The sequence below is a fragment of the Candidatus Litorirhabdus singularis genome (assembly GCF_026262625.1).
Classification (GTDB): Bacteria; Pseudomonadota; Gammaproteobacteria; order Pseudomonadales; family Halieaceae; genus Litorirhabdus; species Litorirhabdus singularis.
Genome location: NZ_SHNN01000003.1, coordinates 502,681 through 517,864, shown reverse-complemented (window position 1 = coordinate 517,864; position 15,184 = coordinate 502,681). Strand labels below are relative to the sequence as shown.

The 15,184-nt window shown below is 55.4% G+C and carries 13 protein-coding genes; 4 read left to right on the top strand and 9 right to left on the bottom strand.

Annotation, left to right across the window (positions count from 1 at the left end):
* Positions 1 to 15 precede the first annotated feature (15 nt).
* Genes EYC98_RS16865 through EYC98_RS16850 form a run of 4 tightly spaced genes read right to left on the bottom strand, consistent with a single transcriptional unit; the run spans position 16 to position 5,217 of the window.
* Positions 16 to 2,241: an MtrB/PioB family decaheme-associated outer membrane protein gene (locus EYC98_RS16865; protein WP_279246541.1), complete on the bottom strand. Its 2,226-nt coding sequence runs from the start codon at positions 2,239 to 2,241 to the stop codon at positions 16 to 18.
* Positions 2,238 to 3,122 (bottom strand): DmsE family decaheme c-type cytochrome, encoded by an 885-nt coding sequence (locus EYC98_RS16860; protein ID WP_279246540.1) that lies wholly within the window; start codon positions 3,120 to 3,122, stop codon positions 2,238 to 2,240. The genes EYC98_RS16865 and EYC98_RS16860 overlap by 4 nt, the downstream gene beginning before the upstream one ends.
* A complete protein-coding gene (locus tag EYC98_RS16855) occupies positions 3,112 to 4,617 on the bottom strand; it encodes a cytochrome c3 family protein (protein WP_279246539.1) in 1,506 nt (501 codons plus the stop codon). Before EYC98_RS16855 ends, EYC98_RS16860 begins: the two co-directional genes overlap by 11 nt.
* 18 nt (positions 4,618 to 4,635) lie before the next feature.
* Entirely contained in the window at positions 4,636 to 5,217 is a 582-nt protein-coding gene (locus tag EYC98_RS16850; RefSeq protein ID WP_279246538.1) for a NapC/NirT family cytochrome c, read from the bottom strand.
* A gap of 320 nt (positions 5,218 to 5,537) precedes the next feature.
* Here EYC98_RS16850 and EYC98_RS16845 point away from each other — a divergent pair, with 320 nt between their 5' ends.
* The 3 genes from EYC98_RS16845 to EYC98_RS16835 all read left to right on the top strand — a co-directional run bounded on the left by EYC98_RS16845 (position 5,538) and on the right by EYC98_RS16835 (position 9,076).
* Positions 5,538 to 6,710 carry a saccharopine dehydrogenase family protein gene (locus EYC98_RS16845; protein ID WP_279246537.1) on the top strand — a complete coding sequence of 391 codons (1,173 nt, stop codon included), beginning with the start codon at positions 5,538 to 5,540 and terminating at the stop codon, positions 6,708 to 6,710.
* A gap of 91 nt (positions 6,711 to 6,801) precedes the next feature.
* Positions 6,802 to 7,485, top strand: coding sequence for a glutathione S-transferase family protein (locus tag EYC98_RS16840; protein ID WP_279246536.1), 684 nt, complete (start codon positions 6,802 to 6,804; stop codon positions 7,483 to 7,485).
* Between the two features lie 181 nt (positions 7,486 to 7,666).
* Positions 7,667 to 9,076 (top strand): carotenoid oxygenase family protein, encoded by a 1,410-nt coding sequence (locus tag EYC98_RS16835; RefSeq protein WP_279246535.1) that lies wholly within the window; start codon positions 7,667 to 7,669, stop codon positions 9,074 to 9,076.
* A gap of 35 nt (positions 9,077 to 9,111) precedes the next feature.
* Here EYC98_RS16835 and EYC98_RS16830 read toward each other — a convergent pair whose 3' ends face one another.
* From EYC98_RS16830 to EYC98_RS16810, 5 genes are all read right to left on the bottom strand, one after another.
* A complete protein-coding gene (locus EYC98_RS16830; protein ID WP_279246534.1) occupies positions 9,112 to 11,907 on the bottom strand; it encodes a bifunctional diguanylate cyclase/phosphodiesterase in 2,796 nt (931 codons plus the stop codon).
* A 19-nt stretch (positions 11,908 to 11,926) separates the two neighbouring features.
* Positions 11,927 to 12,385, bottom strand: coding sequence for a prepilin-type N-terminal cleavage/methylation domain-containing protein (locus EYC98_RS16825; RefSeq protein WP_279246533.1), 459 nt, complete (start codon positions 12,383 to 12,385; stop codon positions 11,927 to 11,929).
* A 273-nt stretch (positions 12,386 to 12,658) separates the two neighbouring features.
* Entirely contained in the window at positions 12,659 to 12,859 is a 201-nt protein-coding gene (locus EYC98_RS16820; RefSeq protein WP_279246631.1) for a cation:proton antiporter domain-containing protein, read from the bottom strand.
* A gap of 72 nt (positions 12,860 to 12,931) precedes the next feature.
* On the bottom strand, positions 12,932 to 13,543 hold the full coding sequence (locus tag EYC98_RS16815; RefSeq protein WP_279246532.1) for an HvfX family Cu-binding RiPP maturation protein: 612 nt from the start codon (positions 13,541 to 13,543) through the stop codon (positions 12,932 to 12,934).
* 230 nt (positions 13,544 to 13,773) lie between these two features.
* Entirely contained in the window at positions 13,774 to 13,995 is a 222-nt protein-coding gene (locus EYC98_RS16810; protein WP_279246531.1) for a hypothetical protein, read from the bottom strand.
* Between the two features lie 122 nt (positions 13,996 to 14,117).
* On the opposite strand from EYC98_RS16810, the gene EYC98_RS16805 reads away from it, so the two are divergent.
* Positions 14,118 to 15,167, top strand: a complete 1,050-nt coding sequence (locus EYC98_RS16805; protein ID WP_279246530.1) for a fumarylacetoacetate hydrolase family protein — start codon at positions 14,118 to 14,120, stop codon at positions 15,165 to 15,167.
* The last annotated feature ends 17 nt before the right edge of the window (positions 15,168 to 15,184 follow it).

Genomic DNA, 15,184 nt, shown 5'->3' with positions numbered 1-15,184 from the left:
GCTTCGTGGCGCCTGTTATTGCCAGCGGTAGATCACTGAAGTTCCTATATAGTGGAGGCTCTCGTCCGCCTCCTGTTCACCCAGGGTCAGTACCTTGTCAATGCTGCTGGTGGTCACTCCCGCCAGCGCCCAGTCGTCCTGGCTGTAGTTCCAATATTGATAAGCCAGCTGCAACGACAGGTTGTCGCGTAAATGCCAGGCCGCTTCCAACAGCAGGTGGTGCTGCTCACTTTCAGCGTCGGGTAGTGGCGTGGTATCAACACCACTGGCAGTGCCAGCGGCAAAGTCATAGGCGGCATTGGTCGCCACATAACTGTAGTCAGCACTAAGACTCAATGCCTCGCCCGCTTGCCATTGGGCATTCAGGCCCAGCGTGGTCGCCTCGTCATCTGTTCCTGTGTCCCAGTCCCGCGCGGGGTCGGACGCCTGTGGCAGCGGCGGGTAAATGGCGAAGGCGTTCTTTTCCTGGCCACCGCGGAAACTGCGCCCGCGCTGTTGCGACTGGTAGCGGTCAAAGCTGGCGTAAAGCCCCAGACGCAACCCGGCGCTGGGCAACCAGCCGAGGTTAACGCCCAGCCGCGCCAGCTCTTCATTGCGTAGCCCCAGGTCGGTTTTGTCGTAGTCATCTTCGCGCCACAGCAGGTTCGCGCTCACGTCCCAGGCGTGCGCCGGTTGCCAGTTAACATCCCACTGCAGTTCGCTGCGCTCGCGATTGGCCAGGTGATACTGGCTCAGCAGCGGGTGGTTACTGTAGCGCTGACTGGCCGGGGTGGCGTTGATCAGCTCCGCATCCAGGCGCGCATAGTACGACTGATCCCATCGGTAGGTGTCCGCAGCGCGATCGGCGTAGCCGAGTTTGAGTGTGGTGCTGACGCTGTCCAGTGGCCTGATGCGGTAACGCAGGTCGAGGGTATTTTCCTGAGTTGTTTCCACAGCGGCATTTTTACGCTCCACCTCCTCATAGCCGTACTCCAGCCAGAGCTTGCTGCGCCAGGGCAGTCGGTAACTGCCCTCCAGGCTGAAACGATTGCGGCTATGGTCGTGCAGGGTGTTATAAACTGTCAGTGCCGTTGCAGACTGGCTGGCGGCGTCACCGGGAACATAGCGGTAGCCGTTGCGGTCACCCTGGTAACTGCGCTCTTCGCCGTGAAAACGCGCCTCCAGATTCAATTTTGGCAGCGGACGAAAATACAGCCGCGCATCCAGTACGCCGGTATCCACCTGGCCATCGAGGCTGGCGACTGCCAATGGCTCATCAATTTGCAGGGTCGGGTTAACGGTGTAGTCAGCGAAGTCCTGATCCTGCTCGGTGCGCGCAAAACTGCCGTCTACCTGCAGGCGCCAGCGCGGGTTGAAGGTATAGACGCCCAATAAACGAACCCGGTTGAGGGTATTGTCCGGCGCTTGCCCCAGTCCGCCTTCGCCGGCCGGGTAGCTCACCGTCGTCTGAAAGCCGCTGTAGGGGTTTTGCCAGCGCAGCAGCTCGGCATCGTTATCAAAATCCGAGTACTGCCAGCTGCCGGTCAGTTGCAGGCGGTCGCCGCTGTAACTCAGGGCAAGATCAAAATCGCTAGTCTGGTAATTAATCTCCTGCGGCAGGATTGCCGCATGGCCGTCGGCGGCATCACTGTAAAAAGCGGCGCCGGTTTCCGCCGTACCCTGCTTGTCCTCGTAGCCCAGGTTGGCGCTGAGCGACCAGGCGGCTGACAGCTGCGCTTGCAGTCCAACGGCGTAGTGGTCACGACTCAATTCGCGGTCAAAGCCTTGCAGGCTGTTGTTCAGGTTGGTGAACCCGCCGGTGCCGCTGGCGCCGATCCAGTCCTCCGGCAGTCTCAATACATCGGTACCGGTAAAGGGAGTGCGACCACTGTCGTTACGCACCTGTAATTGGTTGTCCATCTCAAAACTGAGTTCAAACTTGCCGGTTTTGCCCCAGCGGGCACCGGCCTCACGAGTCTGCAAGCCGAGATCGGTGCCGCTTAGTTGCCAATAGGAGGCGTCGTTGTTACCGCGCCACAACAGGTCTCCCAGCAGCACCGCGCCTTCCTTGTGCAGGCCGTTGTACTGGCCAAACTTGAAGTTGTCCTCGCTGACATAGCCCACGCCCAGCTTGAGGTTGGAGCTGTAATCTACCTGCCAGCGGGTCGCCAGTGGACGCGTGTCCTCCAGCAGCGGCGCAAAGGGGTCCTGCGCCAGTGCGGTCGCTGCGCATCCGGCCAGGGCCAGCAGCGACCACCTCACCGGGTTAGCCTTGAGCCGGAGGGATGATTGGAGCCGTGCACCTGGCTGTGGCAATTCAGACAGTTCTTCCCCAGCATGTTCTGATTGCTGCTGCGATTACTGGGCGTGCTGCCGGTATTGGCCAGACTGGGGTGAAACGCAGCCGAGTGACATTGCTGGCATAGGAATGGCCCGCGGGTTGTCAGCAGTTGATCGTGCACCGAGCCGTGTGATTCATGGCACAGGCTGCAGTCTTCGGTCACTGGCGGATGCTCCCAGAGATAGGGGCCGCGGGTCTCCTCGTGACAGGTATAACATTGGTCATTGAGAGTCGGCTCGCGGAGTGCGGCATCGGTGCTGCTGCCATGGGGGTTGTGGCAGTCGCTGCAACTGGTCTTGCCTTCCAGGATTGGGTGCCTGGAGGGTAGGCGCATTTGTGCCTCCACTCGCGAATGGCATTGCAGGCAGTTATCCAACTCGCCCGCTGGGGTTAGTACCGGGTCCTGGTTCACGTGCAGTTGGTGGCAGTCGGTACAGCGGGTTTCTTCCTGTTCGTGTTCACTGCCCAGCCAGAATAGTTGGCCATCATCCCGGTGGCAGGTCAGGCACGCTGCATTAGCGGTTTCCACCGGCATGGCCCAGCGCGGGCCAAAGCTGTATTCAGGGGGATTGCTGCCAGGCTTGGCGGCGTGCTCGGGGCTGGCGCCATGGCAGGACTGGCAGGCCGCAGTACCGCCGCCATCAAGGCGCCCATGCGCGGTCATAAACACGGCGTGCACGGCTTCATCGGCGGCTGCCGTGTGACACACCTGGCAATCTTGCGCTGAGGCATTAAACGTCAGCCCCAGCCCCAGCACTAATTGCAGCAATAGGGCGCCGCCACAGAGGAGTCTAGTCCGCACGGAAATCGGTGTCCTCACCATCCAGGCTTAGCGTCATCGGCAATGACACCCAGTGCGAGCCGCCCTGGTGTTGTTTGCCGTGCAAGGCCATACCAAAGGTATAGCTCCCGGTGGCAGAGAAGGCCTTGTGACTTGCTCCCGCCTGCAGTGGTCTGCGCAGCAGCATTTGCCAGCGCCCCGCCTTGAAACTCGCAGTAGCCTGCAACGGGGAGTCGTCTGACCAGGTCAGGTCAGCCTGCAGCGTGGCGGTATTGGCCTGTGCCGTGTCACCGGCTGCGATTTCTACACGCCACATTTCCACGAAGTTGCCGGCGGCGAGCATGGTTTCCAGCGCAGCCTTGTCCTTAACCAGTGCCGGTTGTCCAATACGCTTGACCTGTTGCCGCGAATCGGCGAGGTATTTGCCCAATGCCTGACCGCGGTCACGACTCATGCCCGGCATATCACTGTGACAGGCCGCCCAACAACCGCCGCGGCGAAATGCGTTATTGCCGCCATCGCCCCACATCAGGGCCAGCGAGCTGTCATCACTGCCACCGGTCCAGCTCACCTGCATCACCAGGTCTGGCCCCTCGGTACTGATGCTGACCTCAAGATCGCGGGAAGTGGGCGCTTTAGCACCCATTGATTCTCCCATGGCAGCCTCGTCGCCGCGGTGACACTGTTGGCAGTTGCTGCCCTGGCGGAACGGCTGGGCGCCTGGGTGTTCGCTAAGAATCCAGTCAATATCAGACTGTCCTGGATTAAATAAGGTCACTGTTTTGCTGGCGACGGCCAGCGGTACGAAGGGTGCAACGGCATCTGCGGGGCCATGGGCTATACCACTGTGGCAGTCCAGACAGGTGCGATCAGGCTGCGCCATCACCTTGTGATAGCTGCGCGCTTTGGCGGTGCTTTGACCCTCTGCGGACATTTGCACCAGGTCGTGGCAGGTGCGGCAGCCTGCGGAGCGATTGGCTAACATCACCCCCAGTGGCACCTGGTCGGCGTGGGGGTTATGGCAGGTGGTGCAATCCGGGTTTTCATCCAGCTTTTCGGAAATGGCATGGATACCATGCTGCTGAGGTTTATGGCAGATGCTGCAAACGGCAAGCTGGCCGCCGGCGGCAAGGACCTTGTCTTGCTCGCTATGCAGGTCATGGCAGGTGACGCAGGTCATCTGGTTGGACATATGCAGGGAGTCCTGCCAGTGCTTGGCAACGTCTTGCTGGTGACAGTCAAGGCATGGCGCATCCTGATCTCCCACGCTGGAGCCCCAGCGCGGCCCGAAGCTGACGTCAGGGCTACGCATGGTAGGGCGCTGGCTATGTTCGACACTGGCACCGTGACAGCTTGCGCAACCCTGTTCTGCGCTACCGTGCTGGCCCTCAAGCATGGGGTGTACCGGTGACTCAGGACCAAAGTCATGACAGCCGAGGCAGCTTTGAGAATCGCTGCTCCATGCCAATGGCGATATTAGCAACAGGACAGATAATACCACCCAGACTTTGCGCATAGTGCTCCCCTGCGTCGGCTAGAGTTGTGCCGGAGCTTGCTGCTCGGCTGGTGTGTGGGTCAGGCCCGCATGACAGTCAACGCAGGTCTTGCCTTCCTCGTTGCCCTGGCGGTGGTATTGCTGGGCCTTGGCGGTTTGCGCCGACCACAGCATTTTCTCTACATCGTGGCAGTTGCGACACTCCTGCGAATCATTGGCCTTCAGGCGGGCGATTTCCCTGGCCTTCATCACCGGAGCATGGGCGGCATACTTCTCCGGAGTATCGATAACCCCGGTTATTGAACCCCATACCTCCCTTGCCGCTTCAACTTTGCGGATCATCTTCGGAACGAACTCTTGTGGCACATGACAGTCTGAACAGGTGGGGCGTACGCCGCTCTTGTTCTCGAAATGGGTAGTCCCCACCAGCATCATGCCGGCATTGTCAGCCATTTCGTGGCAGCTGGTACAAAATTCTTCGGTGCTGGTCGCGTGCAATGCGGTTTCAAATGTGACGACGGCGAATACGCCGGCCACCAGACCCGTCACCAGCAGCGCCAGCACGGAAAACCGCGCGCTGGGGCGCAACAGGAATTCTTTTAAACGCTGTAATGAGGACAAGTCACATTAACCTTTTGTTGATTATGGTTATTGGGTCAACGATAGACGGTGTAACCCCGCCTTACAAGGGCTACAGCCATGATACAGGTCAAGCAGAGGCCAAATTTTATTTGGCTGCGAGCCCGCACTCTGATGGCGAACTGCACACTGCCCGCTGCCCACTGCGTTTTTAATGCCTGAACAGGTGCTCCTGACTGCTTCTGATAATGCTTACCTTCCCCCGGCGTTGGCGTGATAATATTGCGCTCTTTTTTTATCAAACCCAGCTCGGTAGTCGTTTTTTTGGGCGGTACTGATGGTGTAAACGGGAGTGTATAGCTATGAGCGACAATGCAAAGTTCGATATCGTAATTTACGGCGCCAGCGGATTTACCGGACGGCTGGTGGCTGAGTATATGCATGTTATCAAGGGGCATGGTCTAAGTTGGGCTATGGCGGGACGCAGTCATGACAAGCTCGCGAGTGTGCGCGACGAAATTGGCGCTGATGCGGCAACACCTCTGGTTGTGGCGGATGCAGCGGATCCTGAATCCGTGCGCGCCATGGTGCGCGATGCCCGCTGCATTATCAGCACGGTGGGTCCGTATCAATTGTACGGCTCTGATCTGGTGGCAGCCTGTGCCGAGCTGGGTACCGACTATGTCGATCTGTCTGGCGAGCCGGGCTGGATGCATGAAATGATCAATCGCTATCATGAGCAGGCAGTTAACTCAGGCGCCCGTATTGTGCATAGCTGCGGTTTTGACTCCATACCGTTCGACCTTGGTGTGCTGTTTCTGCAAGATGCCGCCAGCGAGAAATTTGGTGCCACGTGTCCCCGCGTGCGCGGCCGGGTGCGTGCCATGAATGGTGAGTTTTCGGGCGGCACTGCGGCGTCCTTGAACGCGACAATGGAAGCGCTGGGTAAGAACCCTGAGCTGCTGGCGGTGCTCGCTAACCCGTTTAGTCTGGCCAATGGATTTCAGGGCCCTGAGCAGCCGGCTGACAACAAACCGTATGAAGATGAAGTGGTAGGCCAATGGGTGGCACCCTTTATTATGGCAGCGATCAATACTAAAAACGTACACCGCTCCAATGCTTTGCTGGGCTTCGCCTATGGCGAAGATTTTCAGTATGACGAGATGATGCTGACGGGAGCTGGTGAAGAGGGTAAAGCAGTTGCGGAAATAGTCGCCACGGTCAATCCGTTAGTGGGTGATGATGTGCCACAGCCGGGTGAAGGTCCCTCTAAGGAGTCCCGTGAAGCAGGCAACTACGATGTGTTGTTCGTTGGCACCACAGCCGCTGGCGATGAGATCAGAGCAGCGGTTACCGGTGATATGGACCCCGGCTATGGTTCCACCTCTAAAATGATTGCTGAAAGTGCGGTGTGCCTGTTACAGGATTGTCCAGACTTGGCCGGTGGTATCTACACCAGTGCACCTGCCATGGGCCAGAAGCTCATCAAGCGTTTGGTAGCCCATGCCGGGCTGACCTTTGCCATAGAGTCCTGATGCTCCTGTGCTTGTCACCGGATAAGCCAGCTGTTGCTGGCGAGTCTGGTGACAAGCTAATAATCACCCCTCCAGCTGCGGAGAAAACCCGATGATCACGCTCTACCAATTTGAAGTTTCGCCTTTCTGTGACAAGGTGCGCCGTGCCATGCGCTATAAGAATATTCCTTTCTCGGTGCAGGAAGTGTCACTGCTGGGTGCGGGTAAATACAGTTCCGCCAAGAAACTGCCGGTACTCGACGATACGGGCACGCGGATTGAGGACTCTACCCAGATCGTACATTACCTGGAACAGAAGTATCCTGAGCCGCCCCTGCTGCCCGCAGACCCGGCGCAGTTGGCGCTGTGTAACGTGCTGGAAGATTGGGCGGATGAAAGCCTCTATTACTATGATATAGCGCTGCACTTTTCTTTCGCCGAGAACGCCAAAAGGCGGGCGGGCCATTTGCTGCAGCACGAGAAGCCATGGGTCAAGCGTTTGATGGGCCCTTTTGTACCAGGGTTGCTGCGCAAGATGGGAGAATCACAAGGCGCTGGGCGTCGCTCCCGAGAAGTTATTTTGAGTGACATAGATCGCCACATTGGCAGCATCGCGGCGATGCTTGAGGGTCAGGACTTTTTGTTGCCGACGGGTTTGTCCGCAGCGGATATCAGCATTTTTGTTGAAATCGATGCGATTAAGGTCGCGGAACTGGGTGCAGAGATTATTAGTCGCTACCCTGTCGTCGTCGCATGGATGGACCGCGTAGATGCGCTGACTGGCGAGCCCCAGTAGATTTTCCCGGGCTAAAGGGCGTCCTCAAGGGCAGGGCGCACATCAGCATATCTTGAACGGGGGACCAACGGCGGTCACCGTTCCCGTGCCGGCTCCAAAACACTGGGCGGCGATTCTCATGTTGTCCTTCTCGGGAGCCTTGGGCTATGCTGGGTCGCTGAATTAATCTGAGGAAAAAGCCATGCCTAATGCCGCTGCTGTTACTGCAGGAAATCCATTTCTGGAAGGAAATTTCGGGCCTATCATGGAAGAGCATGACATTCAGGATATGGAGGTCAGGGGTTCGATTCCAAAAGATCTCGAAGGTAACTTCCTGCGGATCGGGCCTAACCCGGTACACATTTTTAGCGTGGAGACTTACCACACCTTCGACGGCGATGGGATGATTCACTCTATAGAGTTTTCTGCCGGCACTGCCCGTTATCGCAATCGGTTTGTACAGACCGAGGGTTTCAAGTTAGAGCAGGAGACAGGTGATTGGGTCTGGAAGGGCATGCTGTCCATGCTTGATCCGACCCCGGCGCGGGTTCCTGAAGGTATGCCCGGGACCAAGAACCTGGCGAACACCGCTTTTGTGTTTCATAACAAGACACTGTACGCCCTGCACGAACCGTCCCAGCCTACGGTTATCGGTCTTCCGAATCTCGACACCCGTGGCACTTCTGATTTCGATGGCAAGCTGACTCACTCCTTTACAGCGCACCCGAAGGTTGACCCGCACACGGGCGAGATGATGACATTCGGTTCGTCTTTCGAGGCGCCTTACGTCAATTACTCGGTGATCAGCGCCACCGGCGAGTTGGTTCACACCACTCCCATTAATATTCCCAAGCCGATATTCATGCACGATTTCGCGGTGACTGAAAACCACAGCCTATTCCTCGATTTTCCTATTACGCTTGATATTGAACGGGCCATGGCAGGCGGGCCCGCGCTGGGCTTTGATGCTGAGCACGGCTCGCGTATTGGCGTTCTGCCTCGCTTTGGTAACGATGCGGATGTGCGCTGGTTTGAGGTCGAAGTCGGCGTAGTCATTCACACAGCGAATGCCTGGGAAGAGGGCCGCGTTATTGTGTTGCAGGCGGCGCGTTCCAAAACTACCAACATCATTGGTGCCGGCGAAGCCTTGGGCGATGACCCTACCGAAACCCAGGGTCAGCTGTACCAGTGGCGCATCGACCTCGATAGCGGTGAGGTAGAGGAGGGTCTGCTGTGTGATGTGCACTGCGACTTTACCCGCATTAACGAAAAGTATTCCTGCCGCAAGAACCGTTATGTGTATGGCGCTATCTTTCACCCAACGCGTCCGCTGACCTTCAACGGTGTGGTCAAGTATGACAACGACACCGGTGCCAAGGTGACTTACGAATATGGCGCCAACCGCTTTGGTGGTGAGGCCGTGTTTGCGCCGCGAGTAAATTCACAGTCGGAGGATGACGGCTATATCATCTCGTTCATTCATGATGAGACGGCTGAGCAGAGTGAATGCCTGATTATTGACGCATTGGATTTGGCTGCGGGTCCTGTAGCCACGCTGATGATTCCTCATCGCGTACCTTATGGATTTCACGCGGGCTGGGTGGCTGCCTAGCGTTGCAATACTAATGCCGAGTGATGCCAGATATCTTAGGAGTTACTGACCTGTTGGCAGATCCCGGCACCGTCTTGTCGGTCAGAGAGTAGGATGGCTAGATTTTCCTGTGACAGTGGCTTACTCAGATAGAACCCTTGAACCTCGTCACAATCCAGTTGTTTGAGCAGTTGTAGCTGTGCCAGTGTCTCAACCCCTTCGGCGATAACCCGCAGGCCCAATTCGTGGGCGAGTAGTATAGTGGAAGACACAATGGCGCGGTCCGCCTTGCTTGAGCATAGATTAGTGATAAAACATCTATCAAGCTTCAGTGTATCTACCGGCAGGCTGCGAATGTAGCTCAGTGAAGAATAACCGGTACCATAGTCATCGATGCTGACCTCCACTCCCAGTTCGCGAATGCGATTGAGCTTCTCGCTGGTGACGTCTATATCCTTTACTAAAACGCCTTCGACAATCTCGATTTCCAGCTTTTCGTAGGGTATGCCGAATACTTTTTGCCAGCTTATCAGTTTCTCCACCACATCTTCCTGCTGTACCTGTACCGCCGACATGTTGAGGGCAATTCTTGGAACGTTCAGTCCCTGCTCAGACCACAGCTGAATCTGGCGCGCAGCGATACCCATTGTCTGGTCGCCAATAGCGGTGATAAGTCCCATTCTCTCCGCTGCGTCTATGAACTGGCCTGGCGCGAGCAGGCCTCGCTCGGGGTGCTGCCAGCGGATTAACGCTTCGGCTCCAACTATCGCGCCACTTTTTGTCTCGTACTTAGGCTGGTAGTGGAGCACGAACTCATTATTCTCAAGCGCTCGTTTTAGCTCCGACGATAACTCCATCAGTTTGGTGGTTGCGGTATTCAGACTCTCTGAAAAGAACTGATAGTTGCCGCGCCCTTTGTCCTTGGCATGATACATTGCGGCATCAGCGTTACGGAGCAAGATATTGGCATCGAGCCCATCGCGGGGATATATCGCGACACCTATGCTAGTCCCGGAACGTATTTCCCGGCCATGTATTTGCATTGGCTCGTCTACTACCTTCATTATTTTGTCACATAACTTGGCCATTCTTGTGGCGGCAGCATTTCCGTTATCAAAGTAGTCAGAAATCACGACAAACTCATCGCCGCCCATGCGTGCAACCATGTCTCCGTCACGAATATTCTCTTTAAGTCGCGTCGCCATCGCGGTGATCATGTCGTCTCCCGCGATGTGGCCCAGAGAGTCATTTACCAGCTTGAAATCGTCCAAGTCAATGAACAGCAGGGCAAATGACTGCCCGGATCTTTCTGAATGATTAATGCTGGAATTAAGGCGTTCTAGCATGGATAGTCGATTCGGCAGGTCGGTCAGTGAGTCGCATTTTGCCTGTCGAAAGAGTCTTTCCTCGGAATCAGAATTGGCCAGCGCAACGGCAATGCGGTCAATGTAAGTGTTGATGACTGACGTGTGCTCGGCACCCTGATCTTCGCGCTTTTGGTAACCCAGTAGCAGCACAACATTAACGCCACCTTCGTTGCGCACAGGCAACAGATGCGCTTCGGTAATCTGATGAGGTAGTGTCTCAAAGATATCATCATGACGTCCTCCGGCCTTGGATAGCCAAAGGTCTTCCTGCAGCAGTTGCGCTTGCTGATAGTTCTGCAAGGCTACCGTGCGTTTGTTCAATTGCTTCAGTGTATTGCAGGTTTGAAGGGTGGTGTGCTCCCCGTCTTCTCCGTATTCGATTATAAGGATTCCAACTGCATCGATCGCAAGCAGCTCCCGTGTCCGCTCTATTACTGCTTGTAGTAAAGTATCGCGCCCGCTGCGCGTTAGTATCAGCTGATCAAGAGCAGCCAGCGATTCCAGCATGTTGAGTTGCGAGGAAACTTTGTGTGACATGCCGTTGATTGCCGTGGCGAGGTCATTGAATTCATCCTTGGTAGTTACCTGTACCGGCGTGTCGTAACGTTGCTCACTGACGCGCGCGATGCCTTCCATTATATCGCTGAGCGGGGACATGCGGCGGCGAATCAACAGGATGCTAGCAAGGCTCAGGCTCAGTATTACCAGCAGCGCCAGCAGTAGAAAGTTGCTCTTGAACAGACTTGCCGCTGAGGTTAGGTCGTCTTGCTTTTGGATAACGGCTACTTTCCAATTTGGACCCTGGTATCGGTCCTGCAGAAACAGAGTTCGGAAACTGGCCTGATATTCAGTTTCTGCCAGTCCGAATTTCACCATACCCTTGTGTCCAGCAAGGGCGTTGGTCGTTTCGCCCAACTCAGCACACAATTGCTGATGGCTCGAGAACAGAGGGAGACCGTGTTCAGTAAAGACGCAGGAATCTATGCTCAGGTTGCGACTTTCTTCCTCACCAAGAATAAGAGTTTCTGTCAACGGCACCATTTGGAAGCCGGCTTCAAGGCGCTCGGGCTCAATGGCCCTTATGAGTTTGAGCGCAGGGTTCGCAAGCGTGGTGGCGCTCACAACATAACCCCCTAAGGCGAGTTGTTGTTGTTGTTGTGGTGTCATTTGGAAGCTGTTGTAATCTAACCCGACCCAGGCACTTTTCGCTCTGTTGTCTGGCGTTTCCTCGGCGGTTGTCGCCAGTCCCAGAGTTTTCTCTGCGAACACGAGCCGGTTTAAGACTAAATACGATAGAGTCTTGGTTTTATCCTCAAGTGCTTGCGTGGACTGGTTTCTTGAAGCTGCAGCGGTAGTTTCCAGCGCGACGTAGGAAAGAATGCTGACGGGTAATAGTGCGAACAGGAAAAATATCGAAAATAGCTGACGGGTAATTCTTGAGTTGTTGGGGGAGTTGTACGCAGGCTTTGTGTTTACACGATTCACAATTGTCCTCGACAGATAATTAGTAGTCAGAGGCAACGCCGACATAGTCGCCGTTGTTGGCACGAATGATATCGTCGCGACTGTGTTTAGCTGTCAATGGGCCTACCGAGCGCCCATCCGGCCCCTTGCTGTAGAGATCGTAATCCGTATTCAGCGGTACCAGATTATGGTCCTTGCGCTTTTGCCCGTTGCCTTTGGTCAGTGCCATATTCAGATACTGGTAGGGGCTTCCCCATGGATCATCCTTTTGTAGATTAAGAGTTTCCAGGTCCGGTGGGTAACTGCCATAGGAAACCCAATAGCCCTGCATCGCCATATCGATTTTGACGAAATCCGCCTCTACGTTGGCAATTTCGATACGTTCCATATAGCCGCTATAGGTAGGTACTGCCACCATTGCGACTATAGACATGATCGCCATCGCGATCAGTATCTCAATCAACGTAAACGCTGCCGTTCTGTGTAATCCGCTCTGCACGTTTTTTCTTCTGGGAATTAGGTTGTTGAAAAGATTAACGTGTCGCGTTTCACTTGGCTTGTCGGGATTGTCGGAACTGTGAGATAGCTAACATTAAGATTTAGAACAAATAGGAATATATGATTTCCTTTTTATAGCTAATTTTCGATCCGTTGCAGGATTTTTATGGTTTTCGAGGGGATTTCCGGGAAAATGCTGATCACGAAGGAGGGATGTGCATTGTTAGATGCAGTTACCGCATTCCTCTTGAGTTGGTGGCAGTCCGCGCCCGGCTTAATGAGTGTAATGCTTAATCAAGTAGCCGGTGGTCGGGCCTTGCACCAGCAAAGTGAGCAGTACCACTCCAAACACCATGGACTGGACCGTCCACCAGTAGTCCGGCTCCAAAGGCAGGCTCAGCACCAACGCTATGGCGATGGCGATGGCGATGGCGCCACGCAGTCCGCCCCAGATCAGAATGTACTGCCAACCGATTGGTATTGAGGGTAGCGGTGACTGCGCAGTTACTGCTCTACTTCGGCGAAGGGTCCCCTTTGGTCGGCCGCGCTAAGACGTCGCGATGTTGTTGTCGCGAAAGCGTTTGGCCAACCAGTAGTCGACACTGATGTAGCGGCCGCCGCCAAGGGCAAACAGTGCCAGCAGCATGACGAGATAAGTGGCAGCAAACTCGATGCCATTATTGAGTATCACCACGGAGCCGCTTTCGGTAAGCCATTCGTAGTTGCCGTGTTGCTGCAGGATGGACTTGATGCGGTCGAGTTTGTCTATCGCATCTATCGTGCGCTCGGTGGCAAACGGACCACTGGCCGTGCTAATCGCCAGCCATCCATTCTGTAAGTGGACCGATACTGCAGCGACCAACATAGTAAACATGAGCGGGATACTGATCCAACGTGTGGCCAGGCCCAGAGTGAGTAAGATGGCGCCACCAACCTCGGCGGCAACCGCCATTGTCGCCATGACTAAAGGAAAAGGCAGCCCCAATCCCCAGTCAGGATTGCCAAACCAGTCCACGGTATCCTGAAAATGTCCCAGCTTTTGCGTGCCGGCCATCCAGAAAACTGGCACCAGATATAGGCGCAGCAGGAGCGGGGCGATAAAGTCTATTTTGAAGCCAAGTTCCAGTAGATTCTGGAGCTTATTGAGTAGCTGTATCATGCGTAGTCTCCGATAGGCCCAGGCCTAGTTTTTAGTGTTGATTGTCGCTAAAGACCTACCTTTAGATACATCCCGCGCAGTTAATTCCCTGCCAATTGAAAATAAATCTCCAGCCGGACTATTTCGGCGCACATAGGGGTGAAGTCTGCTCAGCCATTAGCAGCCAGGCGATGGATCAAACTCGGGCGGCGTGCCGCTGCCGACCGCGAAAGCTGCATCTGGTTTGCGCTTCAAGAGGGCACAGATGTTGGGAAATTCTGCTTTAACCCACTAACCAGGTGACCACTAAACACTTCTGCCTGTTCCTGTTGTACCAAGTGCGCCGCGCTCTCGATTAGATGCATGGTCATATTACTGCAGCGCTCCGGCATGTCCGCTGCAAATTCCGGGCGTAGTACCGGGCGCAGTACCGGGCGCAGTACCGGGCGTAGTGCCGGGTCCAGGTTCGCCATTAGCATCATGCAGGGTTAGGGTCGGCAAGCCATTGTGTTAATGTAAGTATCACATTCGTTTTGTTCGGTGAGAATGTTACTGACATAGCCGCCACACCTGAACGTCAGCATTGGAGTAGCCAGTGAAAGTTGCAGTATCAGTATTGCTATTAGCGGTTGTTGTCGCACTGGTCTCTAGCTATGCGCTTACCCGGCCTGTGGTTAGCGGTATCACTGAATCAATCGCGCTGGCGTCGCTAGAAATGGCGCCGCGTGATCGCGCTGTGACCCTGGCTCGACACCGTTCAGGAGCGATGTTACTGGTGATCGATGTGGACGAAGCGGGTATAACGGCTGTTGATATTAGTGACGCGACTGGCGTGGAGTATACGGATAGTCTGCATGTCTTTCGTGAGCTCGGTAAGCGGGGGCTGCAAAAACTTTACGGTGGCTTAGCGGTCAAGCGTATGGGGTGGGAGCAGCTAGGTTCTCCCCTTGATGGCCATTACCCCCATGTAGCCGCCGGCACTAATTTTCGCGGTCATGCAGAGGAGGTGGGTCACGAAGGTGATCCTTTCCTGTTCCCCAAGTTGTCGCGGGCCACAGCCTGGAACAGCGATGTTTTGGCCGCAGGGCGGCTGGATTATGAGGTGGAGTTGTGTGCGGTTCCGCTCACCGAGCATAAGCCCACAACGCCTGCCCGCCTTGGTTATGTACTGTGCAATGACTTTACCGACCGCTGGCAACTCGTCAAGGATATTGATCTGGGAGGCGAGATGGGGCTCACCGGTTTTGTGCTTGCCAAAGGTGGCGATAGCCGTCTGCCTATTGGAGCACTACTGGTTATTCCGCAGGACGAGAACTTCTATCAGGAGCTGCAACTGGATCTTTTTGTTAATGGCAGATTGCGACAAAGCGCTTCAGCTGGGTCTATGATCTGGTCGCCTCGACAGCTGTTGTCAAAGGTATTGGCGGCGTGCGAGACCGACTATGAAATGGCTGATGAGATGGTTCGAATTGGGGCTTGTGATCACATTCCAGCTGGCACCTTACTACTCACCGGTACCCCCGAAGGCGTAATGTTTCACCCGGCCACGCTGTGGAATCCCTGGGCGTATCTGGCTGATGGTGATGTGGTCACCAGCGTTGGAAGTTATTTGGGTTTCATGCGTAACTTGATCACTGAACCTTAGACATGTCCGCTTTTTTG